General features: G+C 33.5%; 23 protein-coding genes and 1 tRNA gene. 10 read left to right on the forward strand and 14 right to left on the reverse strand.

Annotated elements, in window-relative coordinates:
- Nucleotides 1–19: 19 nt before the first annotated feature.
- Nucleotides 20–475, reverse strand: a complete 456-nt coding sequence (locus tag ABS764_RS08590) for a DUF4870 domain-containing protein (RefSeq protein WP_408081382.1) — start codon at nt 473–475, stop codon at nt 20–22.
- 150 nt (nt 476–625) lie between these two features.
- Between ABS764_RS08590 and ABS764_RS08595 the strand changes: the two genes are divergently transcribed.
- Nucleotides 626–1,084, forward strand: coding sequence for a DUF4442 domain-containing protein (locus ABS764_RS08595; protein ID WP_408081537.1), 459 nt, complete (start codon nt 626–628; stop codon nt 1,082–1,084).
- Between the two features lie 27 nt (nt 1,085–1,111).
- On the opposite strand, the gene ABS764_RS08600 is transcribed toward ABS764_RS08595, so the two are convergent.
- The 7 genes from ABS764_RS08600 to ABS764_RS08630 all read right to left on the reverse strand — a co-directional run bounded on the left by ABS764_RS08600 (nt 1,112) and on the right by ABS764_RS08630 (nt 12,658).
- The gene (locus ABS764_RS08600) at nt 1,112–1,669 is read right to left on the reverse strand and encodes a GNAT family N-acetyltransferase (protein WP_408081383.1); all 558 of its coding nucleotides are present in this window, start codon (nt 1,667–1,669) and stop codon (nt 1,112–1,114) included.
- A gap of 35 nt (nt 1,670–1,704) precedes the next feature.
- A complete protein-coding gene (locus ABS764_RS08605) occupies nt 1,705–2,712 on the reverse strand; it encodes an FAD:protein FMN transferase (RefSeq protein ID WP_408081384.1) in 1,008 nt (335 codons plus the stop codon).
- 19 nt (nt 2,713–2,731) lie between these two features.
- Nucleotides 2,732–4,912 (reverse strand): PepSY domain-containing protein, encoded by a 2,181-nt coding sequence (locus ABS764_RS08610; protein ID WP_408081385.1) that lies wholly within the window; start codon nt 4,910–4,912, stop codon nt 2,732–2,734.
- A 12-nt stretch (nt 4,913–4,924) separates the two neighbouring features.
- Nucleotides 4,925–5,407 carry a DUF2271 domain-containing protein gene (locus ABS764_RS08615; protein ID WP_408081386.1) on the reverse strand — a complete coding sequence of 161 codons (483 nt, stop codon included), beginning with the start codon at nt 5,405–5,407 and terminating at the stop codon, nt 4,925–4,927.
- Between the two features lie 4 nt (nt 5,408–5,411).
- The gene (locus tag ABS764_RS08620) at nt 5,412–6,926 is read right to left on the reverse strand and encodes an ankyrin repeat domain-containing protein (protein WP_408081387.1); all 1,515 of its coding nucleotides are present in this window, start codon (nt 6,924–6,926) and stop codon (nt 5,412–5,414) included.
- A gap of 202 nt (nt 6,927–7,128) precedes the next feature.
- Entirely contained in the window at nt 7,129–12,036 is a 4,908-nt protein-coding gene (locus ABS764_RS08625) for a LamG-like jellyroll fold domain-containing protein (RefSeq protein ID WP_408081388.1), read from the reverse strand.
- Nucleotides 12,037–12,584: 548 nt separating this feature from the next.
- Nucleotides 12,585–12,658, reverse strand: a tRNA-Met gene (locus tag ABS764_RS08630).
- A 155-nt stretch (nt 12,659–12,813) separates the two neighbouring features.
- On the opposite strand from ABS764_RS08630, the gene ABS764_RS08635 reads away from it, so the two are divergent.
- On the forward strand, nt 12,814–13,206 hold the full coding sequence (locus ABS764_RS08635; RefSeq protein WP_408081389.1) for an START-like domain-containing protein: 393 nt from the start codon (nt 12,814–12,816) through the stop codon (nt 13,204–13,206).
- A gap of 55 nt (nt 13,207–13,261) precedes the next feature.
- Nucleotides 13,262–14,101, forward strand: a complete 840-nt coding sequence (locus ABS764_RS08640; protein WP_408081390.1) for an aminotransferase class IV — start codon at nt 13,262–13,264, stop codon at nt 14,099–14,101.
- Here the strand turns inward: ABS764_RS08640 and ABS764_RS08645 are convergent.
- The 4 genes from ABS764_RS08645 to ABS764_RS08660 form a co-directional block, all read right to left on the reverse strand.
- Complete coding sequence (locus ABS764_RS08645; RefSeq protein ID WP_408081391.1) at nt 14,098–14,658, reverse strand: YqgE/AlgH family protein; 561 nt, start codon at nt 14,656–14,658, stop codon at nt 14,098–14,100. The genes ABS764_RS08640 and ABS764_RS08645 overlap by 4 nt on opposite strands.
- Nucleotides 14,659–14,781: 123 nt before the next feature.
- On the reverse strand, nt 14,782–15,054 hold the full coding sequence (locus tag ABS764_RS08650; RefSeq protein ID WP_071183513.1) for an HU family DNA-binding protein: 273 nt from the start codon (nt 15,052–15,054) through the stop codon (nt 14,782–14,784).
- Nucleotides 15,055–15,233: 179 nt separating this feature from the next.
- Complete coding sequence (gene fmt, locus ABS764_RS08655) at nt 15,234–16,181, reverse strand: methionyl-tRNA formyltransferase (protein ID WP_408081392.1); 948 nt, start codon at nt 16,179–16,181, stop codon at nt 15,234–15,236.
- Nucleotides 16,181–18,073: a RecQ family ATP-dependent DNA helicase gene (locus tag ABS764_RS08660; RefSeq protein ID WP_408081393.1), complete on the reverse strand. Its 1,893-nt coding sequence runs from the start codon at nt 18,071–18,073 to the stop codon at nt 16,181–16,183. The genes fmt and ABS764_RS08660 overlap by 1 nt, the downstream gene beginning before the upstream one ends.
- 219 nt (nt 18,074–18,292) lie before the next feature.
- Here ABS764_RS08660 and ABS764_RS08665 point away from each other — a divergent pair, with 219 nt between their 5' ends.
- The 4 genes from ABS764_RS08665 to ABS764_RS08680 all read left to right on the forward strand — a co-directional run bounded on the left by ABS764_RS08665 (nt 18,293) and on the right by ABS764_RS08680 (nt 21,668).
- The gene (locus tag ABS764_RS08665) at nt 18,293–18,577 is read left to right on the forward strand and encodes a DUF493 family protein (protein WP_408081394.1); all 285 of its coding nucleotides are present in this window, start codon (nt 18,293–18,295) and stop codon (nt 18,575–18,577) included.
- A 57-nt stretch (nt 18,578–18,634) separates the two neighbouring features.
- Nucleotides 18,635–19,372, forward strand: a complete 738-nt coding sequence (locus ABS764_RS08670; protein ID WP_408081395.1) for a DUF4290 domain-containing protein — start codon at nt 18,635–18,637, stop codon at nt 19,370–19,372.
- Between the two features lie 96 nt (nt 19,373–19,468).
- Complete coding sequence (gene murA / locus ABS764_RS08675; RefSeq protein ID WP_408081396.1) at nt 19,469–20,785, forward strand: UDP-N-acetylglucosamine 1-carboxyvinyltransferase; 1,317 nt, start codon at nt 19,469–19,471, stop codon at nt 20,783–20,785.
- 10 nt (nt 20,786–20,795) lie between these two features.
- Nucleotides 20,796–21,668: a cation diffusion facilitator family transporter gene (locus tag ABS764_RS08680; RefSeq protein ID WP_408081397.1), complete on the forward strand. Its 873-nt coding sequence runs from the start codon at nt 20,796–20,798 to the stop codon at nt 21,666–21,668.
- A gap of 66 nt (nt 21,669–21,734) precedes the next feature.
- On the opposite strand, the gene ABS764_RS08685 is transcribed toward ABS764_RS08680, so the two are convergent.
- Both ABS764_RS08685 and ABS764_RS08690 read right to left on the reverse strand, forming a co-directional pair.
- Complete coding sequence (locus ABS764_RS08685) at nt 21,735–22,148, reverse strand: type II 3-dehydroquinate dehydratase (RefSeq protein WP_408081398.1); 414 nt, start codon at nt 22,146–22,148, stop codon at nt 21,735–21,737.
- Nucleotides 22,149–22,228: 80 nt separating this feature from the next.
- Complete coding sequence (locus tag ABS764_RS08690) at nt 22,229–22,789, reverse strand: porin family protein (RefSeq protein ID WP_408081399.1); 561 nt, start codon at nt 22,787–22,789, stop codon at nt 22,229–22,231.
- Nucleotides 22,790–23,120: 331 nt separating this feature from the next.
- Between ABS764_RS08690 and ABS764_RS08695 the strand changes: the two genes are divergently transcribed.
- The 3 genes from ABS764_RS08695 (at nt 23,121) to xerD (ending at nt 25,351) form a co-directional block, all read left to right on the forward strand.
- On the forward strand, nt 23,121–23,717 hold the full coding sequence (locus tag ABS764_RS08695) for a porin family protein (RefSeq protein WP_408081400.1): 597 nt from the start codon (nt 23,121–23,123) through the stop codon (nt 23,715–23,717).
- Between the two features lie 184 nt (nt 23,718–23,901).
- Nucleotides 23,902–24,375 (forward strand): hypothetical protein, encoded by a 474-nt coding sequence (locus tag ABS764_RS08700; RefSeq protein ID WP_408081401.1) that lies wholly within the window; start codon nt 23,902–23,904, stop codon nt 24,373–24,375.
- A gap of 73 nt (nt 24,376–24,448) precedes the next feature.
- Nucleotides 24,449–25,351, forward strand: a complete 903-nt coding sequence (gene xerD / locus ABS764_RS08705) for a site-specific tyrosine recombinase XerD (RefSeq protein ID WP_408081402.1) — start codon at nt 24,449–24,451, stop codon at nt 25,349–25,351.
- Nucleotides 25,352–25,365: the final 14 nt, after the last annotated feature.

The raw sequence follows: 25,365 nt of genomic DNA on the forward strand, positions 1-25,365 counted from the left end.
AATAAATATCATGAGTTTCTTATTTAATGAAATTTATTGTAATAGGGTATTTATATCTTTCTCCGTTTGACGCATTTATAGCAGCAATGATTAGTAAGAAAAACTCAAAAACTTTTAACAGAAAGAAAGCTATCAGCAGTAGAATACCAAAAGTTATTTCCCCAATTAAATTATCTAAATCCAGTTGAGACAATATAAAATCATTGTCATTAATCAGTGCGTCTAGGGAAACTCCGTTAAAAAGAGAAAAGAGCAATACCGGTATTGCTATGATTCCCAGAATTAAGGAATAAATAAAAATACTCAATTGAAAATTAAGCAGTTGTTTTCCGTGATAGTCAATAAATTCAGATTGTTCTTTTTTACTGCTCCAGATTATAATTGGAAAAATAAAATTTCCAAAAGGGATGAAGTACTGCGTTAAAGCACTCAAATGAGTTATTGCTGCAGTGGTTTTGTTACTATTGGTTTCCATTTTTATCAGTTTTAGTAATTTCTTATACAAATATATGTCTTTAGAAAGGTATTATGTATTACAAAGTACTTAAAATTAACATATTTTTAACTTTTAATAATGAATTCAAAAGTTGTGATTATTTTGTATATTGGTTCAAAATCAAAGACAATGAAACTTTCGGCTGCCCATTTTAATCGTTTTTTATTATTCAAATTACCTTCAGCATTTATTTGCGGAGTGAGGGTGAAAGAGATTGTATATAATAAATGTGTTGTAGCAGTAAAGCACCGGTGGATAAATCAAAATCCTTTTAATTCGATGTATTTTGCTGTTCAGGCAATGGCTGCCGAATTATCCACCGGAGCCTTAGTTATGCTCCATATTCAAAACAGCAGGCAAAATATTGCTATGCTGGTGGCTGCTAATAAAAGCAGTTTTTCTAAAAAAGCAACGGGCAGAATTACTTTTACTTGCCAAAATAACAATGAAATTGAAAATGCAGTCAATCAAACGATAAGTACAGGAGAAGGACAAACTTTCTGGCTAAAATCTGTTGGAACAAATGAAAAAGGAGAATCCGTTTCTGAAATGGATTTTGAATGGACCATTAAATTGAAAAATAAATAATGTATGATTATGAAATAAGTTCCAATTTTAAAATGGTTTTATTTGCAGGTGATCCATTTCTTTCCCGGCTAATTTTTTTCTTCCTATTGATTCAAAACCAAGTTTTAAATATAATTTTTTTGCCAGCGGATTTTCTGTATCCACCAGCAGACCTAAAGGGAGATTGTACTTGCTGTATTCTTTTGTAAGAAAACGCAATAGCTCAGATCCAATACCTTTTCCCTGATATTGAGGATTTACACCTAAAGTATCAATATAATATTCGCCACTTTCTGTCTCGTCTTCAATATTTAAATTTTGTCCATATTGCTTATTTATATAGTCTGTAACGGGTTTTCTTAATTCTTTCAGTTTTTCCCCGTCATAAATATTGACAGCCGCAATAATTTGATTTTGATCTTCCACAACCCAACAATTCTGATAAGAATACTGATTGTTTTCTTTCTCTATAAAATAAAGTAAAAATTCAGTTGCTTTTGCAGGATTTTTTTCTCCGATGAATGTATAAATAATACTTTCCATTGCCAGCAATAAATAAGGAGCAATTGATTTAGAATCTTCAGGAGCTGCTTTTTTAATTATCATATCAATTATTTTACTGAAAAGATAATAAAAACATACTATTTATACCTTTTAAAATGATGTTTAGGGAAATTCTTTGATTTAATCATTTTACCGGAGTCGGTAAACATAATGTAATAATAATCAGGATAATTTTTTAAAAATTCCTCAGCCTGTTTCTCTCCAAGAACCATTGCCGAAGTACTAAAACCATTAGCTGTTTCAGCATTTGGACCAAAAACCGTTACGCTGCACAAACCTGTCGATGGATAGCCGGTAGCCGGATTAATGATATGAGAATACCGTTTTCCATTAAAAATTACAAACTTTTCATAAGAGCCGGAGGTAGTCACAGCTCCTTGTTTTAAAGTAACAACGGCGAAAATCTGGCTTGGTTCAAAAGGATTTGTAATACCAATATTCCATGGTTTTCCGTTAATCTGTGTTCCCCAGACACTCATGTCGCCTGTAGCATTTATAATTCCCGATTGAATTCCTTTGGTCAGCATCATTTGTTGGCATTTATGGGTGGCATAACCTTCGCCAAGTGCTCCAAATCCAATTTTCATTCCTTTTAATTTTAAGAAAATAGTCGAATTGACACTGTCTAAAACAATATTTTTATAACCTACTTTTTCTACGGATTTTTTGATGGCTTCCGCCGAAGGCATTTCGGTCATCGAACCATCAAATTTCCAGATCTTGTCCATTGCGGCAAAGCTTATGTCAAAAGCACCATTGGTAATTTTTGAAAGATGGAGCGCTCTTTTTGTTAACTCAAACACTTCGGGATCTACTTTTACAGGACGAATTCCGGCATTCTGATTGATTTTAGAAACTTGTGAGCTGGGTTTCCAATCAGAAATGAGGTTTTCAATGCGGCTGATTTCGGAAATGATAGTATCAATATTTTGTTCGGCAGTAAGAGAATCTTTAGCAATAATGCTAATATCAAAACGTCCGCCCATAAGTAAGGTTGTTCTTTTTCGTAAAACTTGTGAATGACAGGATAAGCCAAATAGCAGAAAAGTAAAAAAGCTTACAATTAAGAAGGATTTGGTTTTCATTCAAATAGAGTGCGTAAAATTAATAACAATCCGTCAGGATTTGACCTTTAGCTTTGTAAGCAGATAAAGTTGTATTGTTTTTAAAAATACAAATAGTATCTAATATTTCTTCAACATCAAATTGCATCGCCAGTGCACCACAAATCATAATGATTCCATCGTTTTTTAGTAAATCAGCAAAAAAATCAGCATCCATTTGGATTAAATCCATTACATAATGATGGTTTTCTTCACGTGAATAAGCTATATGAAAATGTGATAAATACTGTTTTTGTATCATTTCTGAGGCAAATTTTTCATAATTCGCAGTGATGTCGGTTTTTTGGCGAAAGCCGGAATACAAATGAATCGGAACTTTTTTCCTGTTTTGAGTAATCATTCCCAAAAACGGAGCAATCCCGGTTCCATTAGATATTAAGGCAACCTGACTTGTTTTTTTAGGAAAATGAAAAGCATGATTGTTGATGATTTGCGCTTTAATAGTATCTCCGGGTTTCAGATTGTATAAAAACTCCGAACCCAGACCCTCAGGATGTAATTTTACGGCTAACTGGATGTTTCCTTCTTTTTTTCCAATAGAATATAAGCGTTCGCGATTATCATTGGCAGGATAAATGGCTAAAAGATCTCCGGAGGTGAATTTACTTCGTATTCCGGCTCTTAAAGTTAACAGGAAAGTTTTTTCGGTTGCTGAAATGGCTGTTTTGTCTAAAACCATTAGTTGCTGTAATCCTTTAGGAATATGATTGTAAACCGATGGAGTAGTGGTAAGCGCAATACCAGTTTGGGCACTCCATAATTTTACCCAGTTTACGAATTCTTCGGCTGATTTGTCATTTACGGTGTGCAATGCCAAGAAACGATTTGCCCAGTTTTTTGTTGCTAAAAGGGTATCCACTTCTTTAGCATATCCACAAAAATCAGGATAGGATTTTGAACCAAACCCAATCACGGAATAATGAATGGATTGCTGTTGTGTGTATTTTTCTAAAAGATTTACAAATTTACCGGCATTAGAAGGAGGATCACCCAAACCATAAGTTGAAGTAAAAATCAGTAAATGTTCGGCTTTTGGATAAAGGCTGTAGTTATTGAGTTGTGCCAAATGTGCTTTTTCACCATTATCAGTAATTTGTTTCAAAATGGCATTGGCAAAACGAAGCGAACTTCCGTTTTCTGAACCTACTAATAAAATGTACTTGCTTTCCTCCGCTTTGAATTTGTTTTTAATCCGGCTTGCTCTTCTTTTTAATGTCATAGCAAATCCGGAATAGATAAAAAACAGGATATTTAAAGATGCTAAGCCTAGGATAAATGCCCAGATGCCGTTAGCTCTTCCGGTGTGCAGATCCAGACTTAAATCAGATAATAATTGAGTTGCAGGGAAAAGTTCTTCCGAAATAATTTCGTTAGAATATTGATTGACTTCAATTTTTCGGTCTGTCAGTTCGAAAATATAATAGTCTTCCGGATCATCTGAAAAAGGAAATTCTATTTTAGTAACCTCGGCTAAAGAAGTATTTTTTAAATCTAATGTTTTTTTAGCAGCAGTTGTTGGTGGAGTTTCTGTTTGGTTTTCATTTTTGTTTTCGAAAAGATGAAAACGTTCCATAGACAAATAAGTCCCGGAAAGCGCAATAATCAGAATAGGAATCAATGCCAGACGTCCCAGTAAAACATGATAATATTGGGCAAAATATTCTTTAATGATTTTAGAAAAAAAGTTGCGTAAACCTCTTTGTCTGTTAATGACAAGTGCAAAACCTGAAATAGTAATTAGCACTAATAAAAAAGAATTAATTCCTATAATAAATCGTCCTGTTTCATGTAGAAATAAAGAACGGTGCAGCCCGGTAACCCAATTAATAAAATCACTTTTTTTTACCGGTGTACCTATGATTTTCCCTGTTAGCGGATTGATATAGGCGTTGACATCGTTTCCATCATTATCAATTGCCTGTAAATTTACAAACTGATTGTGGTCGATACTTACTTCGGTAATTTCGGGATAAATTTTGCGTAGTACAGGCAGGGTTTGTCCCAATGTAATATCATCAAAATTTTCCACCCGATGTGGTGGTATTTTCTCCTGTATTGCATCTACTGCAAGTATAGTACCTGTAACGGATGCCAAAAATAAAAATGCAGCAGAAAATACCGCCAGCGCGAGGTGTGAGTACCGCCAGAATGAAAGAGTCATTTAGAACTGCTATTATATTTTGTTTAATCGAACATAACGGATGTATCCTTTTCCTTCTGTTTTTGCCGCAATTCCTGCTGCAGTCAGAGGGATTTCTACATCGCTAACATGGTATTTCTGATCTTCTACAGCAGATTCAAAGCGTAATTTATATCCGTGATTAATCTTAGAATCTTCTATTTCTATAGTGGTGATACTACGATCGCCCCCTGTAACCGAAGCACCCGTGATAGCACTAATATTAGAAGGTTTTTTTGAATTGAATTTATGCCATTCTTTCAGACTATTGTACCATTTTTTGTCATCTCCCATTACATAAAGTGTCTTTTCATATTCTCCTTTGGCATTAATCAAAGAAACTACTACATAAGCGCCTTCACCCATGTAATTAGACATTTGCAGCATACACTTGTATTTACTGCTTTGTGCTGTTGCCTGAAAAGAAAGAAGAAGGATAAATGCGCCTGTTATGGCTGTTTTAATAATAGAGTTCATTTTATTATTTTAAAATTTCAACTGAAATGTTGTTTTGGGTTAAAGTTTCATTTTCTTTAGCTAAGTCGTAAGCACTTTCATCAAAGTCGGTTCTGATGTCTTTTTTAGCACCTGATTCCAACAAATATTTGATAAGGGTATCATTTTTCGCAATCATAACTGCTTTATGTAAAGCGGTTAATCCATCTTTGTTTTTGGCATTGATATCGATGTTTAAAGAAGCGATTTTTTGAAGTAATTTTAAATCATTTTTCAATAACGCAAAATGATACAGCGTGTTTCCGTCTTTTTGAGCCTGAGTTAAATTCAATCCGTGGTCTTGCAATAATTTTAATTTCACTGCAAAAGGATCTTCTTTAGGAGTGTTCCCGGATTCCTGACCGCGTCCACCCATCATTTGCGGGCGATAGGACTGGATTAAATAATATCCCAGATTATTGTTGTCTTTGTCTAAAACAGATACATCAGCTTTTTTATTTAATAAAAGTGTTACTGCTTCCGGACTTCCGGATTGTACCGCTATTGCTAAAGCAGATTCTCCTTTAGCATTTTGAGCATTTACATCTTTTACTTTTGAAAGTACTAATTCTAATGCTTCAGTATCTCTTCCGGAGGCAGCATTCATTAAAGCTGTGTTTCCATCGTTATCGGTTTTGTTGATATCAACTCCTTTATTTAAAAAGTAATTGATAATTTCAGTCTGATTGGGTTTACGTACCAAACTGTGTAAAACCGTTTCTCCATCGGCTGAAACTACTGTTGGGTTTAATTTTAAATCTTCAATTAAATATTTAAAAACTTCAATTGTGTTTGCTTCTCTTCTGGATCCCTGAGCAGCAAGAATTACAGCATTATCAGTAGGCTTGATCCCTTTTTGTAAAAGTGTTTTCAGAAGTTCAATATTTCCTGTTCTGGCAACATAATTAAAAGCAGTATTTCCTTTGTTATCAGTATCTTTAAGCGATAATCCTTTAGAAATGAAATAATTTGTTAAAGTTAAATCTTTGTCATTTGGCACAGCCAATAATAAAAGATTTGCCCCGTCTCTGTATTTTTTCTTAACATCTAAACCTGCTTTAAAGAAAGCATCATACAAATTCGTATTTGTTTGCCCTGCATTCAAAGCAAATGTTACAGGTGTAGTTCCGTGGCTGTCTTCAAGATTAATATCAGACCCTTTAGCAATTAAATAATTTACCAGTTCAACGTTGCCTCTGTAAGCCGCCCAGTGTAGATAGATACGGTTGTCATGAGTTGATTTGTTAACAGAATTACCGGGCTGTTCCAGCAAGAATTTAATAGTTTCATTTGGCGCCTCACTATTTATAGCATAAACCACAGCATCAAAAGCATTTCGGGTACTTTCAGATGGATTATTTCCTTTGGCTATTTCTGCTTTTACAGCTGCAACATCAGGAGATGCTTTCCAGAAAGATTGCTCTAACAATGAGTTTTTTTGTTGAGCCGAAGCCAGAAAAGTAGCGGCAAAGGCCAACGAAACAAATAGATTTTTCTTCATTATGGTATCGTTTTTCGATTAGATAAACATTTATAGGTATAGTTTAATACTTTATTCTATTTAGAATAAATAAAAATAATGCAAATGTAAAAATAAAAACGAGATTTTAGAGTTTGTAAGCTGTTTTTTTAAATAAAAAATCATCCCGAACTGATGTAAGAATCAATCTGAGATGATTTAATTGTAAATAACAGAAATGTTTTTATTCAATAATTATTTTTTTAGTAAAGTCGCCTGCTGTAGTTTCTACTTTTACAATGTATACTCCTAATTTTGCTTTTTTGATGTGAACCTGAATGTTTGACTGGTTTCGGTTTTCCTGAATTTTCCAATTCTCAATTTCAATTCCGGATTCATTGTAGAGTCTCACTTTTGTAACACTACAGTTTTTAATTTGATTGTTGATATTGATATTGTCTGATTTTTGAATATGGATAATTGTCATTTCAGGATTCATTTCAGGCATATCTATTGGATCCTCGGGTTCAATTGGTGCGTCTGCGGGATTGTAAAAGCGCAGAGAGAATCGGGTAGTATAACCGGCAACAAGGCTGATTTCAAAATTTTGATTTTTGATATTGTGATACGTATTGGTTTCGCTGTCAAAAATATAAATGGCTTGATTGTCATCAAAATTTTCGGTTTCATCAATCATAAATTTCACAATTCCTTCGGCATTTACTTTTACACCAATAGGATAAGAAGTATTTTTATCAAAAGCTCCAACGCCCTGAATAACAAATTGATCTTCATTAATTAAGAAAAACATATCATTAGGAAGATTGTCCATATTGTAAGCATCATAACCAAAATCTATTGCATCAGTAGCTTTTTCGTCTATAAATCCTAATAATATCTGACGGTGATAATCGTTATAAGAAGTAAATCCTAATCGGACTTTTTTATACTTTTCCTCCACCACTTCATCGTTATTGTTATTCTGCCAATGTTGTTTGGTCTGAGCAGTGATTTTATACATCACATTTGAATTAGCAGCGTCATCTTCTTTATGAAAAGCTCTTTGATTATTATTATACGTTATTGTTCCGCCAGAATCCGCTTTTCCGATTAAAAAGAAAGCCTGTCCTACAGGAATAAAACGGTTAGGAATTCCTCTGGATGGTGTTCCTAGTTTACTTATAAAATCTACATTGGCTGATGAAGCAACAACGCCTCCGGTTAAGTTGCGTGTGGCATATCCTCCCTGATAATCTCTCAAAATGTGAGTATTGTTGCTGGCATAATGTTCCCAGTAATAAATAGTTCCGTTAATTGAATTTTCATTATCCTCAATAAAAGTTTTGCTGTCCAGAGAAGAAGGATAGGGGTTTCCGGCCAGTAATAATTGATTCGCACTTACACTATTGGAAGAGATTAATCCATTATTAGGTTTTCCAACAAAAGTATAATTTTGAGTATCGGCGGAAGTGCCACTGCCTTTCATAGTATATCCTTGACCGACTCTCACTGACGAGTTTTCGTTCATTTGTACCCAATTAGCATAAGCATTGGCATAATTATCAAATTTATATAGCCAGTATCTTGCAATACTTATAGGAGTTGTAGGTGAACCATTATATCCTCCTATCCATTGAATGTTTTTCGGAGTGGAAGTTGTTCCGTCTTTCATGACGCTTCCTACCGAATAATTCACATTATTAGCAGTAGTACTGATTGCGCCCACAGGCGAACTCCAATAATTGTAATTAAATAAATTGGATTGCCCTTGCTGATCTCTTTCAATAGAACCAGAACTACTTACCTCTAAATCACTGTCCATGGTTTGGATTAATTGTGATTTTCCAACTAAATCTATTTTTCCATCTAGTTTCAGGTAACTGGAGATTTTAATTTTAGAATCATTGTTGGCACTGATTTTATTGCTGTTTACTACTAATCCTAAAACAGTTTTGTTTCCTGCAGAAGTAATATTGTGTGAAGTGGCTACAATATTCCATTCAATTATTGTTGAATTGTCAATACCTAAACTGTATGGAGGATCCCAAACATCATAATGTGTCCAGCTTGCATCAGTTTCCCACGCACCGTCTGCTCCGGAAGTATAAGGAATAGGGGCAGTGTCAGGTTCAGGAGTATAGATTCCTTTTAATTTTCCGCTATTATTATTTCCGGATTTATCCACTAAATAACCATTGCTAACATCATCAGTATTATTCATTTGATAGTATCCGGATAAATTTGTCCAGTTCAATCCGCTGATGTTTTTAGGAATAACAGCACCTTTTACATTATTACTTCCGTCATTTTCTATTTCCTGATTCATCATTCTCCGGATTTGATCTGCAGATAAAGGAGTATTCCAAATACGAAGTTCATCAATCCATCCATTAAAATAATTATAAGGGACATCGGTATTTTGGCTCATGGCACCAATAATAAAATCAATATTATTTGCTATGGGATTTGAACCGGAAGTTGTTTTTTCTAATATACCGTCAATGTATAAATTATAATTACTTCCGTCAAAAGTTACTGCAATATGATACCATCTGTCTGTGTCGATACCATGTGTGGCAGTAATGGAATTGTTGTTCCAATTGAAAGAAATAACATTATTAATAATCCTTAAATCATAACCATCATTAGCTGCAGGACTAAGATGTTTGGATAAAATAGTTTGAGTATTTCCGTTGGTAACATTTGATTTTACCCAAGCCTCAATACTAAAATTACCATTGTTTAAGTTAAATTTATTTTTAAAGTTGATATTATCATCCACTCCGTCAAAATTTACTACGTTACAAAGTTCAAAGGTAACCAGAACGTCATCAGTTGTTCCGCAACTAGTGGTCCATCTTAAAGTGTAGGTACCCATGTTAGGGCTATAGAAAGTTGAGGTTGGACTTGTATTATCAGAGAAAATTTCTCCGTTCCCCGAAGGACCGCTTACAATAGACCATGAGCCTGTAGCTCCAGAGGAAGCATTTAATGTTACTATTTCACCGCCACAATAAGTAAGCTGATCCGGACCGGCTAAACCGGATAAACAAGAACTGGCGTCAATAGCTACTTTAATAGAACCGTCGATAGGCTGCTGGCAGGTAGTATTGTCATAACCCTGGAAAAAATAGTTTGTAAACGCTGTTCCGGAAGTTGCCCCTGTACCCGTTATAGTACCGGTTTCTAATGAAACTTCAGGCGCACAACCTGCATTTAATATAATGGCACAGTCTGTGGTAACATTGAGGTCAAAACTTAAATCGGCATAAATGTATTCCGGGTGATTTGCGGTAATAGGCAAAGTTCCTAAATCCCAAATAATCGCATTGGTAGCCGAATCATAATGAGGTACCTCTGCAGTACTGAAACCATGATATTTATTAAAGGTTATGTTTGTACCAGTATCGAAAATTGCTGTGGCAGGAATTGGTATAGAAACAATAGTGTTATTAGTGGCTTCAGTTCCTTCGTTGGTAATCTTAAGCGAATAATTAATTGCCTGTCCCGGTAATGCATTTAATACAGCAGGGTTGGTGACATTGTTTATAGAATTAACACTAATTAAACCTTGGGTGTCTGGTACATATGAGTCCACTGACATAGCAAATCCAAAGATAGTAAATACCTCATAAGTAGAGCCAAATCTAAAAGTAGTAGAAGTTTGATTGTTACCTATTACAGTATTTCCATCATTGGGTATTGTAAACATGCTAAAATCGACTCCGGTATTGTTTTGCCAAATAGGATCGCTGGTTCCGGATGCTGGAACTGGAAAAATAGAAGAATTAAAGAAATTATCAGTTGTGTTTCCGGAATGGTTCAAGGTTAGATAATTGGTACTATTATAAACAGTTGGATCCGCATTTAATTTTTGCACGGCCAGATAATCACTTCCGGAGTTTGTTGCAACATCTCCTTCGGCAGCCATAATCCCAAGTTTCATGTTTACTTGTCCCGAGCCAACAGTTGTAAATCCTGAGATAGGAATGTTTCCAAATTCACCACCATCACTACGTTGTCCATTTACGTATGCATAACCATCAAAAAGAGTGACAGCGCGGCTTTTCATTACTGGATTTTCATAAATAACGACCATTGACCAACCGCCTGAATATCCAGGATTAGAGTTCGAACCTTCAATTAAGGCAATATCTGCAACGGTATAAGCTCCAGCACCATGTGCTTTTACATAATCAGTAACTTCTTGATAGCCAATAAATATACCACTATAATTAGATCCAGGAAATAGGACATTCGAATTTGCTGTTATCATTGTGTAGGAATTAGCCCCCGGGCCTTTTAATGAAATTACTTTTTTATCATAGTTTTTGTTTATGGAATTAAAAACCTGAACGTTAGCTGTAGAATTATTTCGGTATTGAGTTTCGGTTAATGTTTGGGATGTATTTCTTGTGATGCTGTTAATTTTTAATATAGTACCGTCTAGAGGTAATGAGTAAGGTGTGCTAAATGTAGCTGTTCCAGAGTTATATGTAACAGGAATATTATTTAATGCGCCACCGTTTATAGAAAGTTTAACTCTGTTTCCTCCATTATTATTGGTAAAATGAAAGGAATAGGTGTTTCCAAAAGAGTTTGTAAAAGTATAGATAGGATAAAAATCTGTTGTACCTCCTCTAGTTATAGTTAATTTATAATTAGTATTTGTGATGTTTGTAGTTGTATTGTGGGTAATGTTTTTTGAGTTCTCTAGAGGGAATTCTTTAGATACCGTAAAAGTATCTGCATCTTGTGATTTTCCGGTCCAGTACAATCCTGCATAAATTACGGTAGAACAGTCAGGGTTTGCACTGTTTTCACCACCATTGGAAAGCTCTAATGTAGCCTTAGAGGAATTCCATGTATTGCTATCACCATCAATATCAACATATTTCATTGAGTTTCCTTCATTGTTAGTTGTTGAGCTGTAGTTGTTTAATGTTAGGTTAGTATTTCCTAACATGGTAAAATCACCTTTGATGTTATAAATTACTTTTGAAGGTGTTGCACTGGAAGTTCTTTGTGTAAAATTAACCTGAGGAGCAGTAACTGTTTGAGCAGTAATGCTGTTTGTTTTTACTATTAGAATTAAAAATATAATCAGGTGTATAAAATGCTTATTTGTTTTGCTTAGGTAAAGTTTTTCCATAGTTTGAACTTAATATTAACTATTTTGTTTATAGTGTTTTAAAGACAATCCAGAAAGGGAAATTGATTCATAGATTTTGGGGGTCTTTTGGTTTGTAAAAATATTTATTTTTTTATTTATAATCGATTAAAAGCTTAAAAATATCGATTAAGTACGTATTTTTATTTAAAAAAGAAGAAAAGGATTTCTTTTTGTTTGTATAGATCCATTTTGTAAAAGCTTGATTTTAAGCTTAAAAGTTTCGGAATGCTTTTCTTTGATTTTTTTAGGTAAAAAGTATTTTTAAAATTTTGTGGAAGAGCTAAAATAGAGGTATTTGGAAAAGCAGTGTTAAAAAAAAAAGAATGTAATTAATAAGAGTAACTGTTATTTTTTTGTGAAGTCATGTAATTCTTTCTCTTTAGCACCTAAAAAGTGTTTCTTCTATTTTTATTTTCTCTCAATTCGTTCTTAAATTGATTAATTTATTACTTATAAAAGAAAGTGTTTTGGAAACGAAATCCCAATAAAAAACCCTTAAACATTTGAAGTTTAAGGGTTTGTTTTTGTAGCGAAGACGGGAGTTGAACCCGTGACCTCAGGGTTATGAATCCTGCGCTCTAACCAACTGAGCTACCTCGCCAAATGTTCAGGTTTGTACTGTTCCTGATTGCGGGTGCAAAGATAGAAATAAAATTAAAAGTTGCAAGTATAAAATGAAGAAAAAAAATATTTTTAAAAACGTTTTTTTTTAGACATTATATTCTATATATTCGAAAAAAAAATAAATCTGCCTCTATGGATGTTAAAGTACGTTACGAAATTGAGTTTCCTATAAATTCTTCGCCACAATTATTATATCAATATATTTCTACTCCTTCTGGTTTATCTGAATGGTTTGCTGATGATGTGAACTCAAGAGGAGAATTTTTTACTTTTATCTGGAATGATTCGGAAGAAAAAGCAAGATTAGCATCTAAAAAATCAGGGGAAAAAGTGAAATTTAAATGGGTGGATACAGCAGGAAAAGATACAGAGTATTTTTTTGAATTGCATATTCTTGTTGATGAATTAACTAAGGATGTGTCATTGATGGTAATTGATTTTGCTGAAGAAGAGGAACTCGAAGAAGCTTCGCAGTTATGGGAAAACCAAATTTCTGATTTGAAACATCTCTTAGGTTCTGTATAGCTAAATTCTATTTTATGACTTATATTTGCCCTGAACTAAATTCAGGGCTTTTTTTATGATTAATTTTAATGGAACTTTAGCAACGCAAGATTCAAATACAATAACACAAAATCGCGGATTTTTATATGGAGATGCCGTTTTTGAAACCGTTAAAATTGTAAATGGGAAGGTGTTGTATTTAGAAGATCATTATTTTAGATTAATGGCTTCCATGCGTGTGGTAAGAATGGAGATTCCAATGAATTTTACCATGGAATACCTGGAAGAACAATTCGTTTCTCTGACTAATCAATTAGCTATATCTGCTTCGGCAAGAGCCCGTATTACAGTTTTCAGACACGATGGCGGCTACTATTTGCCTGTTGATAATACTGTAAGTTTTCTGATTCACGCAACAGCATTAGAAGTTGTCAAATATTCTTTTGAAGAAAAAGAGTATGAAGTGGATTTGTTTAAAGATTTTTATATCACAAAACAATTACTTTCTTCAATTAAGACCACTAATAGGATATTAAATGTAGCGGCAAGTATTTTTGCCAGTGAAAATGATTTGGATAATTGTTTGTTGTTAAACGATAGTAAAAATGTGGTTGAAGCTATTCAGGGAAATATTTTTATGCTGATAGGAAGCAAATTGATTACGCCTCCGGTTTCTGAAGGATGTCTCAATGGCGTGATGCGAAAACAGATTTTAAAATTGGCTAAAACGATAGAGGAAATTGAAGTGGTGGAGGAAGTTATTTCGCCATTTGAACTTCAAAAAGCCGATGAATTATTTGTTACCAATGTGATAAAAGGAATTCAGCCTATAACAAAATATAGAAAAAAGAATTTTAAAGTAAATGTTTCAAAGCAGTTGATTTCAAAATTAAATGAAATCATTACTGTTGCTTAATTCAAATATGGATTCTCCGGAGCATTGGACCAAATAAGATAATCGCCTCCTAATTCCATGATTTGTTCTTTCCAGAAATGGGTAGATGATTTTCCAATAATTTTGTTTTTATAATTATTAGAAGTGATAATCCATGAATTGGCATCCATTTCTGATTGTAACTGGCTTTCTGACCATCCTGTGTATCCCAGAAAAAAACGAATATTGTTTTTATTTATTTTTCCTGTATTGATAAGCGCTTTAGTGGATTCAAAATCACCACCCCAGTAAATCCCGTTTGAAATTTCAATACTATTGGGGATTAAATCGGGTACATTATGTATAAAATAAAGATTATCCTGTTCAACGGGACCCCCATTGTAAATTTTCAAACGGGAATCGATATCAGGAATCAAATCGTTTATAGTATATTTTAATGGTTTATTGATAATGAAACCTACTGATCCGTCTTTGTCATGATCAGCCAATAAAATCACAGATCTATTGAATGACAAATCTCCAATTATAGAAGGTTCAGCAATTAGCAATTGTCCTTTTATTAATGTTTCTGAAATCATGATTGTTCTAGTTTTTATTAAATTTAAGAAAAAAAAATAAAAAACACCAAACATATTCGTTAAAAAGCATAAAAAAACCCTCAAATGAGGGTTTTTTATATGGATAAGATTTGTAACTAATTATTAGTTTACAGCTCCTTCTAATTCAGCTCCAGCTTTAAATTTTACAACGTTTTTAGCTGCGATTTGAATTGTTTTACCAGTTTGAGGATTTCTTCCGTCTCTAGCTGCTCTTGGAGAAACTGACCAAGATCCAAAACCTACTAAAGATACTTTTCCACCTTTTTTCAAAGTACCACCTACATTTCCTAAAAATGATTCTAAAGCTAATTTAGCAGCAGCTTTAGTAATTCCTGCGTCAGCAGCGATAGCATCGATTAATTCTGATTTGTTCATAATAAAAGTTATTAATTGTTGGTTAAAAATAAAATTGTTATACACAAATTTAACAGTAAATACAGACCTCGCAAGTGTTTTTAAGGATTTTACGGTATTTTGTTGATAACTTATTTTTTTTGTTCATAACCTTGTTGTTTTTGAATTGTTTTTGCAGTTTATTGCCCGTTTTTATTGGCTTAAGATGCTTTTGCTTCTTCCGAAAAAGTAATTCCGTTGAGTAGTTCGGATGTCGTCATCTTTTTTTTGCCTGGAAATTGTAAACTTAATAATTGAATAAAACCGTCTTTTACCGCAATTTTTAATTCTTTTTTGGAGCTGATTATTTTTCCCGGATTATAATCATGATTTTCATAAATTATTTGGGATTCGTATATTTTTACATTCCATTCCTGATTTTTATCTGAAAAAAAACACCAGGAAGCTGGATAAGGACTCAGACCTCTAATGAGGTTATGAATTGTTAGTGCGGGTTTTGTCCAGTCTATTTTGCAATTTTCTTTGTTGAGTTTGTAAGCAGTTTTTATATTAGAATCATCGGTTTGTATAGTGGTACTAATTGATCCGTTTTGAATTAATTCTAATGTTTTAATTACGGTATCGCTTCCCAGGTTCATTAAGCGGTCATGAAGCTGTCCTGCATTTTCATTGGAATCAATTGCTGTTTCGGTGCTTAGAATCATTGCGCCGGTATCTATTTTATCATCAATAAAAAAAGTGGTAACCCCTGTTTTAGTTTCTCCGTTGATAATCGCCCAGTTAATAGGTGCAGCACCGCGATAATTAGGCAGAAGTGAAGCGTGAAGGTTAAATGTGCCTAAAGCCGGCATTTCCCAGACTACTTTTGGCAGCATTCTAAAGGCAACTACTATTTGTAAATTGGCATTAAGCGCTTTTAATTCTGCCAGAAAAGATTCGTCTTTTAGGTTTACAGGTTGTAGTAAATGTAAATTATGAGCTAAAGCATATTCTTTTACGGCAGAGTATTTTATTTTTTGTCCGCGGCCTGCAGGTTTATCTGCTGCGGTGATCACTCCCGCAATTTCGAAGTTATTTTTTAAAATAGTATCCAGGATTCCCACTGCAAAGTCAGGTGTTCCCATGAAAACGATTCGTAATTTTTCCATTATTTTATGCTGTATTTGTTATTAGTCAGAATTTGAATAGTGTTGTTTTCTAATAATTCCTGAATTGCAAAGATAACATCGTCAGAGGGATTATTTAACTTAATCTGAATTTCTCTTGAACTTAAATCGGCTGTTTTTAATAATGCTAAGATTTGATCTGATAATGGAATTTTACTGTCTTTCTTTGTTTTTTGACTGATACAATAAGAGCATATTCCGCAATTACTGCTTTTTTCTTCTCCAAAATAGCTTAAGATTAATTTGCTTTTGCAAATAGCATTTTCCCTTGTATAATTTAAAACTGACTCCAGTTGCTCTTTTTTGAGTTGGTTTTGATATTTTAAATATTTTGCTACCCGGTTTATTGTTCTTTCGTCTTCTCGAATTTCATTAAAAATTAATGTAGTGTCATTGTTTTTAGAATGATAATCAATAATTCCTTTTTCTTTTAATTTTTCTAAAACGGTTTGTACTTCCATTTCAGTGTGTTTAGACTTCCGGGCAATTAACGGCAGATTGAAATTAGTCTGAATGTCATAAATTCCCGGATAGCTTCTTATGATAGTTAAGATAATTTCTTCGTCCTGGGGATTCAAACTTGTATATCGAATAACTTCTTTGGAGGGAATGACAAATTGCAGACTTATTTTTTCTGAAAATTCCTGTGACAGACTAATGATTCCCTGCCGGTCTAAAAATTGAATAGCGTTGTATGTTTTTAAAACAGGAAATTTATAGCGCACACAAAACTGATTTAAATTAAAAGAATATTGTTCATTAATACCTTCGCCATAAGCAATTTGGAAATAATTGCAAATTTTGATAAAAACCTCCAACAGAAACTTTTTATCAGGAAGAATGTATATAAACTGATTCTCGGCCTGAACAATATCCGAAGGACTGGTAAGTAAAACAGCAAATGCTTTTTCGCCGTTTCTTCCCGCCCGGCCAGCTTCCTGATAATAATTTTCAATATTTTCAGGGAGTTGAATATGGATTACCGTTTTTACATTGGCTTTGTCAATTCCCATCCCAAAAGCATTTGTAGCAATCATAACCTGAACATCTTCTTCCATCCACAGCTTCATGTTTTTTTCTTTTTCTTTGGTCGAAAGTCCGCCATGATAATAAGTTGCTTTAAATCCAAGTGAATTCAGTTGGGCGGCTGTGTCTAAACAAGCTTTTCGGTTTCGCACATATATTATGGAAGGTTGTGGATTTTTGCTTAGAATTTGTTGTATTCTAAACAGTTTGTCCTCAATTTCAAAAACCATATAAGCAATGTTTTTTCTTTCGAAAGATTTTTCAAAACAGTGTGGATTTAGTAATCCTAATTCGGTGATAATATCATTTTTTACTCTGGATGTTGCTGTGGCGGTTAAAGCCAGAAAAGGGACTTTGGGGAAATATGTTTTTAAATTAGATATTTTTAGATAAGCAGGACGAAAATCATGTCCCCATTGCGAAACACAATGCGCTTCATCAATAGCAATCAGATTGATTGGAAGGGTTTTTATCCGGTCTAAAATCCAATCCGATTGTAAGCGTTCGGGTGATAAATAAAGAAATTTATAATTGCCAAACTGACAATTATCCAGTAAATCAATTAATTCGTCTGATTTTATGCCTCCGGTGAGTGCAATGGCTTTGATATTGCGTTTTTGTAAGTTGGCAACCTGATCTTTCATTAAAGCAACAAGAGGGGAAATTACTAAACAGATTCCTTTTTGCATCAGCGCCGGAATTTGGAAACATACTGATTTTCCGCCACCGGTGGGCATGAGTGCAAATGTATCCTGACTGTTTAAAACAGCTTTAATGATCTCTTCCTGCGGTTCTCTGAAATGATCGTGATTCCAGTATTTTTTTAGAATTTGTAAAGCTTCAGACATGCAATTGAGGAAAAGTTAATTCGGTTTTTTGTACAACGAATGATTTTGTGAAATGAATTTTAAATTCGAAAAAAAAGCTGTATTTACAACAAACTTACTCAAACTAATTTAGATTTTAAAAAATGTGGCGAATCAAAATATGATTTTGCTAAATTTCATATTCCAGAATTCTTATTTTAGAATTGAAACCGTATATTTGCTTTTATTTTTAAAGACAAAATGGATAAGAAAACCGAAGAATTTTTCGATAGATTAAAAGGCGAATTAGAAAAAAGCAATACCTGGCCGGCGATATATTTGTTTAAATTTATTGTTCCTACTGATAATGATAAAATTAAACAGGTAGAACTTGCTTTTGATGGTTTAGGTGCGGTTATAAAAACAACCCAGTCTAAAACCGGCAAATTTACCAGTGTTTCCGTTGACGTTCAGATGGAAAATCCTCAGGCAATTATTGATAAGTATATCGAAGTCTCTACTATCGAAGGAATTATTTCTTTATAATTTAAAAAAAAGCAATTCAGACAAAGTGTTTTTGTTAAAGCTTCCAAAAAAACAAATATGAATCAGAAATATATAAAAGAAAATGCGAATGATGTAGTTCATCATTTAGAATATAATGCCGAAAGATCGCATTTGATTATTCCTGAATACGGACGTCATTTACAAAAACTAATAGATCAGGCAACTGAAATAGAAGATGCCGAAATAAGAAATAAAGCTGCAAAATATATCATTCAGGTTATGGGAACCTTAAATCCCCATTTGCGTGATGTGCCTGATTTTCAGCATAAATTATGGGATCAGCTTTTTATCATGTCCGATTTTAAATTAGATGTAGACTCTCCGTATCCTATCCCTTCGCGTGAAGTCCTGCAATTAAAACCGGATGTTTTAAAATATCCTCAAAATTTCCCCAAGTACCGCTATTACGGAAACAACATCAAATATATGATTGATGTTGCCAACAAATGGGAAGAGGGAGAAATGAAAAGCGCATTGGTAAAAGTAATTGCTAATCATATGAAAAAATCCTACTTAAGCTGGAACAAGGATACAGTAAAGGACGATGTGATTTTTGAACACTTATATGAGCTTTCAGGCGGAAAATTAAATCTGTTGCAAAGTTCAGAAGAGCTTATCAATACAAGTGATTTGTTGCGTACCAATAAAAGAATGTCCAACAAGATTTCTGCTCCGGGACAACCTAAAATTCAAAGTAATAAAAACATGAAAGGAACAAAGTCCAAGCAGTTTTCTAAAAATAACAATACTAAAAACAATCAAAAAAATCAATAAAGTTGCTAAATGGCTAATTTTTGAGCAATTGATGTTTTAAAATCAAAAAGCTTAAAACTTTAGAATTTCAGTGACTTAGAATCTTAAAATAATAATATGGGAATTTTTAAAATTGAAGGAGGAATCCGTTTAAAAGGAGAAATTACTCCGCAAGGAGCTAAAAATGAAGCTTTACAGATTTTATGTGCTGTACTTTTAACTACTGAAAAAGTTACAATTAACAATATTCCCGATATTATAGATATCAATAAACTGATTACACTTTTAGGAAATCTGGGTGTTAAAATTGAAAAATTAGCACACGGTTCTTATACTTTTCAATCAGATGAAGTAAATACAGGATATCTTGAAACTGAAGCTTTCAAAAAAGAAGGTGGTGCTTTAAGAGGTTCTATTATGATTGTTGGTCCACTTTTGGCCCGTTTTGGAAAAGGATATATTCCAAAACCAGGTGGCGACAAGATAGGCAGAAGAAGATTAGATACACATTTTGAGGGTTTTATAAATCTGGGGGCGAAATTTCGTTATAACAGAGAAGACCATTTTTATGGAGTAGAATCCCCGGAAGGCGGTTTACAAGGAACTGATATGTTGCTTGATGAAGCTTCAGTAACCGGAACGGCTAATATTGTTATGGCTGCCGTTTTAGCAAAAGGAACGACTACAGTTTACAATGCTGCCTGCGAACCTTATTTGCAACAGCTTTGCAAAATGTTAAATTCTATGGGAGCTAAGATTACAGGTGTAGGTTCTAATTTATTAACTATTGAAGGAGTAGAACGTTTAGGTGGTTGTGAGCATCGCATTCTTCCGGATATGATTGAAATAGGTTCCTGGATTGGTCTTGCTGCAATGACCAGAAGTGAACTTACTATAAAAAATGTAAGCTGGGATAATTTAGGGCTGATTCCAAATACTTTCAGAAAATTAGGAATCACTTTAGAACGTCGTGGCGATGATATTTATATCCCTACACACGAAAACGGATATGAAGTAAAAACCGATATTGATGGTTCTATTTTGACTATTGCCGATGCACCGTGGCCAGGATTTACACCGGATTTATTAAGCATTGTTTTAGTGGTGGCTACTCAGGCAAAAGGAGATGTGCTGATTCATCAGAAAATGTTTGAAAGCCGTCTGTTTTTCGTAGACAAACTAATCGATATGGGAGCAAAAATCATGTTATGTGATCCGCACAGAGCGGTGGTAATAGGACATGATTTTAAATCAACTCTTAAAGCAACAACGATGTCTTCTCCAGATATTCGTGCAGGAATCTCTTTACTTATTGCTGCGCTTTCTGCAAAAGGAACAAGTACAATACAGAATATCGAGCAAATTGACCGCGGTTATGAGCGTATAGATGAGCGATTAAGAGCTATTGGAGCTAAAATTGTTCGGGTTGAATAAATACCACTAAATGAGTAAAGCACAGCAAGCCATAAAAGCCACTTACTTTAGCATTATAGGAAATACCTGCTTAGCCATTATTAAAGGTTTAGCAGGTTTTTTTGGCAATTCTTATGCCTTGATTGCTGACGCAATTGAATCTACAACCGATATTTTTGCTTCTCTTTTAGTTTTATTTGGTATCAAATATTCCAATAGGCCTGCTGATGATAACCACCCTTACGGGCACGGTAGAGCCGAACCTTTAATTACTTTTCTGGTAGTTGGTTTTTTAATTACTTCTGCAACAGTTATAGCTTATGAAAGTATTAAGAATATACAGACCCCTCATGATCTGCCTAAATCATGGACACTTATTGTACTGGGAGCAATAATCATCTGGAAAGAGTATTCTTTTCAACTGGTAATGAAACGGAGTATAGAAACCAATAGTTCTTCTTTAAAAGCCGATGCGTGGCACCACAGGAGTGATGCAATAACTTCAGTTGCAGCTTTCATAGGAATTACAATTGCTTTGGTTCTTGGTAAAGGTTATGAATCGGCTGACGACTGGGCGGCTCTTTTTGCTTCCTGCTTTATCCTTTATAACAGCTATTTAATATTCAGACCTGCTTTGAGCGAAATTATGGACGAACATCTTTATGATGATTTAATCCGGCATATTAGAGCTGTAGCCGTCAGGGTAGAAGGAATAACAGATACTGAAAAGTGTTTTATACGCAAATCCGGCATGAAATATCATGTGGATCTACATGCTGTTGTAAATGCGGAAATTACGGTTAAACAGGGACATCAGTTAGCCCATAAACTAAAAGATACATTACGAAAGGAAATTCCTGAATTAGGCCATGTGTTAATTCATATAGAGCCTGATGATGAATGAATTTATTATATAAAAAAACGAGCCGATTATCTTTTAATCGGCTCGTTTTTTTATAATTTTTCCTTGTTAAAGAAAAGATTGTATCGCTAAATCATAGCTTTTTAAGCCAAAACCTAATACAACACCTTTTGCATTTCCGGAAATATAAGACTGATGTCTAAAGCTTTCTCTTGAAAATGTGTTTGAAATATGTACTTCAACAACCGGAGTGGTAATACCTTTAACAGCGTCACCAATGCCCACAGAAGTATGGGTATAGGCTCCTGCATTCAAAATAATTCCATCATATGAAAAACCAAATTCCTGTATTTTGTCAATGAGTTCTCCTTCAATATTACTTTGGTAATACGTAAATTCAACTGAAGGGAATTTCATTTTTATGTCTTCAAAATACTCTTCAAAAGTTAAACTTCCGTAGATTTCTGGTTCGCGTTTTCCTAACAAGTTGAGATTAGGTCCGTTTATAATGCTAATTTTCATTTTTATCTTTTTGTAAAAATAAAAAAACCGTTTCGTTAAAAAAATAACGAGACGGTTTTTATTGTGTTTTCTAATTTTTTTTAGAACATAATTCCGGCAGATAATTGGAATGTTGAATTTTTAATATCAGCTTCCTTGGAAACTTCGGTTAAACCAAGACCGTATCGTGCCTGAATAAATAAATTTTTTGTGATATTAAGTCCTAAACCACCTGCAACAGCAAATTCAAAAGTTTTTGCATCTTCTACGTCAAAATCATTTCTTTCGCTTAACAGGAAAGAAGCTTGTGGTCCTACTTCTAAGCTCAAACTTTCACTTAGGTAAAATTTAGCTAATACCGGAATAGAAAGATAGCCTAATTCATTTTTAAATTCATTTACTGCGTCTTTATAACTAGCACCTTGTGTGGAATATAAAAGCTCTGGCTGAATAGCAAAGCTGTCAAATAATTTAATTTCAGACACTAAACCAGCGTGGTAACTGGTGATTCCTTCTTTATTATATTCTATGCCATCAAAACTTGCATCTCCATTTTGATTTGCAAAATTAGCACCACCTTTAATACCAAAACGAATTGACTGTGCCTGTAATACCGTCGTCATGCTTAAAAACATAATTGCGACTAAGATTAATTTCTTCATAAAATGTTCATTTAATATTTATAATCGATTTGAGTGTGCAATATATAACTCTATAACTCTTCAGATATTATATAATTCTTAATTAATGTTTCATTTTTTAATTTTTATTTGTAAACAAAGAAAGTAAAATATTATTAATATTGATGTGTTTTTTTAGGTAATAAAAACACCATATTTTTAGCGATAAAATAGGTGTATGGTATTGATGCACAAATTATTTAAGGGAACAGTATATTGCTGATGTTTTTAATTTACTATATTTTTAACAATAAATTATGTTGTTTTGTAGAAAATATTTAGTTTTGCACGGAAAATTTAACATATATTAAAAATGAAAAAAATTATTTTGTCTGCTTTAGCAGTATTCGCATTTGGAATCACCAATGCTCAGGAAACTAAATTTGGTTTGAAAGTTGGTGGTAATCTTTCAAGCTTAAGAGCAACTAATTTTGAAGGAGGAGATGATATCACAATTAAGTTTAATGGAAATGTTGGTTTTTTAGCTGGTGGATTTGCAGAAATTAAAGTAGCTGATAAATTTGCGGTTCAACCTGAAGTTTTGTTTTCATATGAAAGTAATACTATGGCTGCGGAAGGAGATGTAGATTTTAATTTGTCGTATATTAATGTACCGGTAATGGCTAAATATTTTGCATCTGAAAAAATTAGTTTGCAAGTAGGGCCACAAATTGGTTTTTTAGTTGGTGCTAAAGCTAAATTTGAAGGAGATTCAGAAGATATTAAAGATGATTTGGAAACGGTTAATTTTGGTTTGAATTTTGGATTAGGATATGAATTAACTGAGAATGTAGTAGTTGATTTTAGATATAATATTGGTTTAACAGGTATTACTAAGGAAGATTTCTTAGGAGAAGATTCTAAACTAAAGACTTCTGGTTTTTCTTTAGCAGTGGGATACAAATTCTAAACAAATTTTTAGAATATATTATTATAAAGACCGTTCGAAAGAATGGTCTTTTTTTTGCCTTATGTTTTTCCTGTTAAAATGTTGTTAATAGTATTGTTGATAAGTTTTTAGTAGGATTTAGTTTTGGTTTTTGATGTTTTGTTAATTTTAATCTGATAAATTACTAATTTAACAATTGTAAACTATGAAAAAAATCATTTTAACAGCAGCGGCTGTATTTGCTTTTGGATTTGCAAATGCGCAAAGTGGAGCTTTCAAATTAGGAGCTCATGTAGGGTTGCCTACTGGAGACATTAAAGATGGTAGTTCTGTAAATCTAGGAGCAGATTTGGCTTATACCTGGAGTGTAGCTGAAGGTTTAGATGCTGGTATAACTACTGGTTATACTTCTTATTTAGGTAAAGATGGTATGGATGCAGTTGGTTTTATCCCTGTAGCAGCTACTGCGCAATTTACTTTAACGAATAACTGGTTCTTAGGAGTAGATTTAGGGTATGGAATAGGTGTAAATCCTGACGGAGTTGATAGCGGATTTTTGTACCAGCCTAAATTTGGTTACCAAATGGGTAATACGGGATTATATGTTGCCTATAAAGGAATTTCAGTTGATGGAGGAACTTTTTCTTCTGTTAATTTAGGAGTTAACTTTAAATTGTAAAAAAAAAATAATCAAAACCTCTTCTGAAAAGAAGGGGTTTTTTTTATGCTTATAAATATCGTTTATTTGTAATATGAACTGGGATTTTTATATTAAAAGTTTTCAATCTTATCTTAAAATAGAAAGGGGCTTGTCAAAGAATACAATTACAAACTATTCTTTTGATATGGAACGATTGTGTTTGTTTCTTTCAGATAATAAAATAGAAGTTTCTCCTTTAAAAATCAACGAAGAAACAATTCAGCAGTTCATTTATACGATTTCCAGTCAGGTAAATGGGCGTTCTCAGGCCCGGATTATCTCAGGTTTAAAAAGCTTTTTTAGTTATTTGATTTTTGAAGATTATAGAAAAGATAATCCAATGGAGTTGATTGAGTCGCCTAAAACAATGCGTAAGTTACCGGATACCTTAGCGGTTGAGGAAATTGATGAGTTAATAGCGGCAATCGATTTAAGTACTAATGAAGGAGAGCGGAACAAAGCAATGTTAGAAACTTTGTATAGCTGTGGACTTCGGGTCTCAGAATTAGTTGCTCTTAAAATTTCCGATTTGTTTTTTGACGAAGGCTTTATCAAAGTAACCGGAAAGGGAAATAAAGATAGGTTTGTACCCATTGCTAATCAGACACAAAAATACATTCTCATTTATAAAGATAATGTAAGGACTGAGGTTCCTGTTAAAAAAGAGTTTACGGATACGTTATTTTTAAATCGAAGAGGAGGGCAGCTAACCCGTGCTATGGTTTTTACCATTATAAAAAATCTGGCGTCTGAAATTGGTCTGAAAAAGAAAATAAGTCCGCATACTTTCAGGCATTCTTTTGCTACACATTTGCTGGAAAATGGTGCCGATTTACGCTCTATTCAGTTGATGCTTGGGCATGAATCTATAACGACAACTGAAATCTATTTACACTTGGACAGAACCTTTTTAACCGAAGTAATCAATAATTTTCATCCAAGGAAAACGAAGTAAATTCTAAAATGGAT

The sequence above is a fragment of the Flavobacterium plantiphilum genome (assembly GCF_046000495.1).
Classification (GTDB): Bacteria; Bacteroidota; Bacteroidia; order Flavobacteriales; family Flavobacteriaceae; genus Flavobacterium; species Flavobacterium plantiphilum.

What these genes read in the sequence shown, in the direction of transcription:
- ABS764_RS08590 (WP_408081382.1), bottom strand. Translation starts at nt 475, where the DNA reads ATGGAAACCAATAGTAACAAAACCACTGCAGCAATAACTCATTTGAGT.
- ABS764_RS08595 (WP_408081537.1), top strand. Translation starts at nt 626, where the DNA reads ATGAAACTTTCGGCTGCCCATTTTAATCGTTTTTTATTATTCAAATTA.
- ABS764_RS08600 (WP_408081383.1), bottom strand. Translation starts at nt 1,669, where the DNA reads ATGATAATTAAAAAAGCAGCTCCTGAAGATTCTAAATCAATTGCTCCT.
- ABS764_RS08605 (WP_408081384.1), bottom strand. Translation starts at nt 2,712, where the DNA reads ATGAAAACCAAATCCTTCTTAATTGTAAGCTTTTTTACTTTTCTGCTA.
- ABS764_RS08610 (WP_408081385.1), bottom strand. Translation starts at nt 4,912, where the DNA reads ATGACTCTTTCATTCTGGCGGTACTCACACCTCGCGCTGGCGGTATTT.
- ABS764_RS08615 (WP_408081386.1), bottom strand. Translation starts at nt 5,407, where the DNA reads ATGAACTCTATTATTAAAACAGCCATAACAGGCGCATTTATCCTTCTT.
- ABS764_RS08620 (WP_408081387.1), bottom strand. Translation starts at nt 6,926, where the DNA reads ATGAAGAAAAATCTATTTGTTTCGTTGGCCTTTGCCGCTACTTTTCTG.
- ABS764_RS08625 (WP_408081388.1), bottom strand. Translation starts at nt 12,036, where the DNA reads ATGGAAAAACTTTACCTAAGCAAAACAAATAAGCATTTTATACACCTG.
- ABS764_RS08635 (WP_408081389.1), top strand. Translation starts at nt 12,814, where the DNA reads ATGGATGTTAAAGTACGTTACGAAATTGAGTTTCCTATAAATTCTTCG.
- ABS764_RS08640 (WP_408081390.1), top strand. Translation starts at nt 13,262, where the DNA reads ATGATTAATTTTAATGGAACTTTAGCAACGCAAGATTCAAATACAATA.
- ABS764_RS08645 (WP_408081391.1), bottom strand. Translation starts at nt 14,658, where the DNA reads ATGATTTCAGAAACATTAATAAAAGGACAATTGCTAATTGCTGAACCT.
- ABS764_RS08650 (WP_071183513.1), bottom strand. Translation starts at nt 15,054, where the DNA reads ATGAACAAATCAGAATTAATCGATGCTATCGCTGCTGACGCAGGAATT.
- fmt (WP_408081392.1), bottom strand. Translation starts at nt 16,181, where the DNA reads ATGGAAAAATTACGAATCGTTTTCATGGGAACACCTGACTTTGCAGTG.
- ABS764_RS08660 (WP_408081393.1), bottom strand. Translation starts at nt 18,073, where the DNA reads ATGTCTGAAGCTTTACAAATTCTAAAAAAATACTGGAATCACGATCAT.
- ABS764_RS08665 (WP_408081394.1), top strand. Translation starts at nt 18,293, where the DNA reads ATGGATAAGAAAACCGAAGAATTTTTCGATAGATTAAAAGGCGAATTA.
- ABS764_RS08670 (WP_408081395.1), top strand. Translation starts at nt 18,635, where the DNA reads ATGAATCAGAAATATATAAAAGAAAATGCGAATGATGTAGTTCATCAT.
- murA (WP_408081396.1), top strand. Translation starts at nt 19,469, where the DNA reads ATGGGAATTTTTAAAATTGAAGGAGGAATCCGTTTAAAAGGAGAAATT.
- ABS764_RS08680 (WP_408081397.1), top strand. Translation starts at nt 20,796, where the DNA reads ATGAGTAAAGCACAGCAAGCCATAAAAGCCACTTACTTTAGCATTATA.
- ABS764_RS08685 (WP_408081398.1), bottom strand. Translation starts at nt 22,148, where the DNA reads ATGAAAATTAGCATTATAAACGGACCTAATCTCAACTTGTTAGGAAAA.
- ABS764_RS08690 (WP_408081399.1), bottom strand. Translation starts at nt 22,789, where the DNA reads ATGAAGAAATTAATCTTAGTCGCAATTATGTTTTTAAGCATGACGACG.
- ABS764_RS08695 (WP_408081400.1), top strand. Translation starts at nt 23,121, where the DNA reads ATGAAAAAAATTATTTTGTCTGCTTTAGCAGTATTCGCATTTGGAATC.
- ABS764_RS08700 (WP_408081401.1), top strand. Translation starts at nt 23,902, where the DNA reads ATGAAAAAAATCATTTTAACAGCAGCGGCTGTATTTGCTTTTGGATTT.
- xerD (WP_408081402.1), top strand. Translation starts at nt 24,449, where the DNA reads ATGAACTGGGATTTTTATATTAAAAGTTTTCAATCTTATCTTAAAATA.